This is a genomic window from Streptomyces sp. NPDC002784, from assembly GCF_053592135.1.
This window is the reverse complement of record NZ_JBSFVD010000164.1, coordinates 1-1589: the sequence shown is the minus strand read 5'-3', so window position 1 is coordinate 1589 and position 1589 is coordinate 1. Positions and strand designations below refer to the sequence as shown.

Here is a 1589-nt window from a genome sequence, read left to right as displayed (position 1 = left end):
AGCCGGTGGCCGTTCATCTATGCGGGCACCATCCCGATGCCGGAGCAAACCCCCGGATCAGGTCGAACCCGTACACCATCTCCACGGACGCAACCGCAATCGAGGCAATATCCCGGTGAGCACCGGTACCGGGTGGGCGCAGACTAAATGTGAACGGCCCCCGCACAGAGGCTGGTCAACCAGGCCGAAGGTGAACTGCGACACCCAGCGGACCCTTCACCCGTCGTGCGGCCGGGTGAGTCGATCACCCCGCTACTGAACTTAGATGCGTGATGTCGGTCTGCCACCTGTGGCAGACGACGATACGCCGGAGCAATGGTCCTCGATGCAGCAGAGTTCATCAATAAATGATGGACACGATCTGGCAAGCGGCTTCCGCGAGCTGGCGCTCTCCGCTGATGCGGGCCCGGGCCAGGGCAGTGCCAGGATCGATGCTGCGGGTGCAAAGTCGCCAGGCAGTTTCTGGGTCCAGCCGTACTGATGCGGTCGGTCGGCCGGTGGGTGTCTCGGCCAGGGACCACCAGCGGTCTGCGGTGGCGGTCACGGTCCAAGTGCCGATGGCTGGCTCATCAATGGCTACCTGGAGTTGTGTCCCGGCGGGTGCGGGGGTGTGATGCAGTGTCTGGGGCAACGCCCTCATGAAGATGTCCAGGACCGCGGACAGAGCGTTGGGCTCCGGGTCGGTGTCCTGGCCGGTGGCGTGGCGGATCTGCTGGCGGTGGGTCCAGTACTCGGTGAACTCCCGGCCGATGTCCAGCCACTTAAGGGCCGGGTCGGCGCCGGCCCAGGACACTCCCAGGCCCGTAGCGTCGAGGTCTGTGGCCTCGAATTGACGGGCGACCTGGGTCCCGGCCAGTTCCAGCGCCTCGATGAGCTCGGCGGGGTTGTGATCGGCGTGGAGGTCGATCCATTCCTGGTTGACTCGGTGGATGAACGCTTCCAGTGTCTCTCCGGCCGCCCTGGCGCGCTGGTGGCTTTCCGTACTCCAGCCGAGGCGGCCGTGGTAGTCGCCGAGGATGTGGGCGGCAAGATCGTGCACGGTCCATCCCGGGACTGCGGCCCTGCTCCATTCACCGCGCTGCAGCCCGCGTAGCAGGTCGAGCAGCGCGGCCAGCTCTGGCCCGAACAGCGGGCGAGTGTCGATCGGCTTGCCCAGCCAAGAGGGGTCGGATACGCGCTTGGACCGGTGACTCATGGTCAAAGCCTGTCAGCCGGGAGGCTTGGTCTTCCATCGAATACCGCCTCACGGCACGGTGTCTGTCGGTCAGTCGGCCCCTCATCTGGCCAGTGCCGTCCAGAGGGCCGTCCACCCGGTCGGGCCGGTGCTGGATCTGCTTGAGTATGCGCGTCAGAGCCCGGGTGATCTGCGTAAGGTCGGCTGCGGCGAGGTTGCCGAGGTCGCGTTTGACCAGCGACCAGACGCCTTCCTGCGGGTTCAGGTCAGGTCCGTAGGCGAGTATCTGGAAGGCAGTGGGCCGATGACGTTGGCAGCGATTAAGAGGTCGTCTCAATTGGCGAGGTCGGTAGCCTGGGTTCGTGCTGATCGTGGAACGCTTGGTGCCGGACGAGTTGTACGACCTCTTCCAGCG

The 1589-nt window shown here is 65.4% G+C and carries 1 protein-coding gene and 1 pseudogene; both read right to left on the bottom strand.

All coding sequences use genetic code 11. The features are described from left to right. Nucleotides 1-340: 340 nt before the first annotated feature. Nucleotides 341-1195: a maleylpyruvate isomerase family mycothiol-dependent enzyme gene (locus tag ACWD1Z_RS37495; RefSeq protein WP_451125396.1), complete on the bottom strand. Its 855-nt coding sequence runs from the start codon at nucleotides 1193-1195 to the stop codon at nucleotides 341-343. Between the two features lie 88 nt (nucleotides 1196-1283). After that, a pseudogene (locus ACWD1Z_RS37490) lies at nucleotides 1284-1451 on the bottom strand (IS630 family transposase); the annotation flags it as partial. Between the last annotated feature and the right edge of the window lie 138 nt (nucleotides 1452-1589).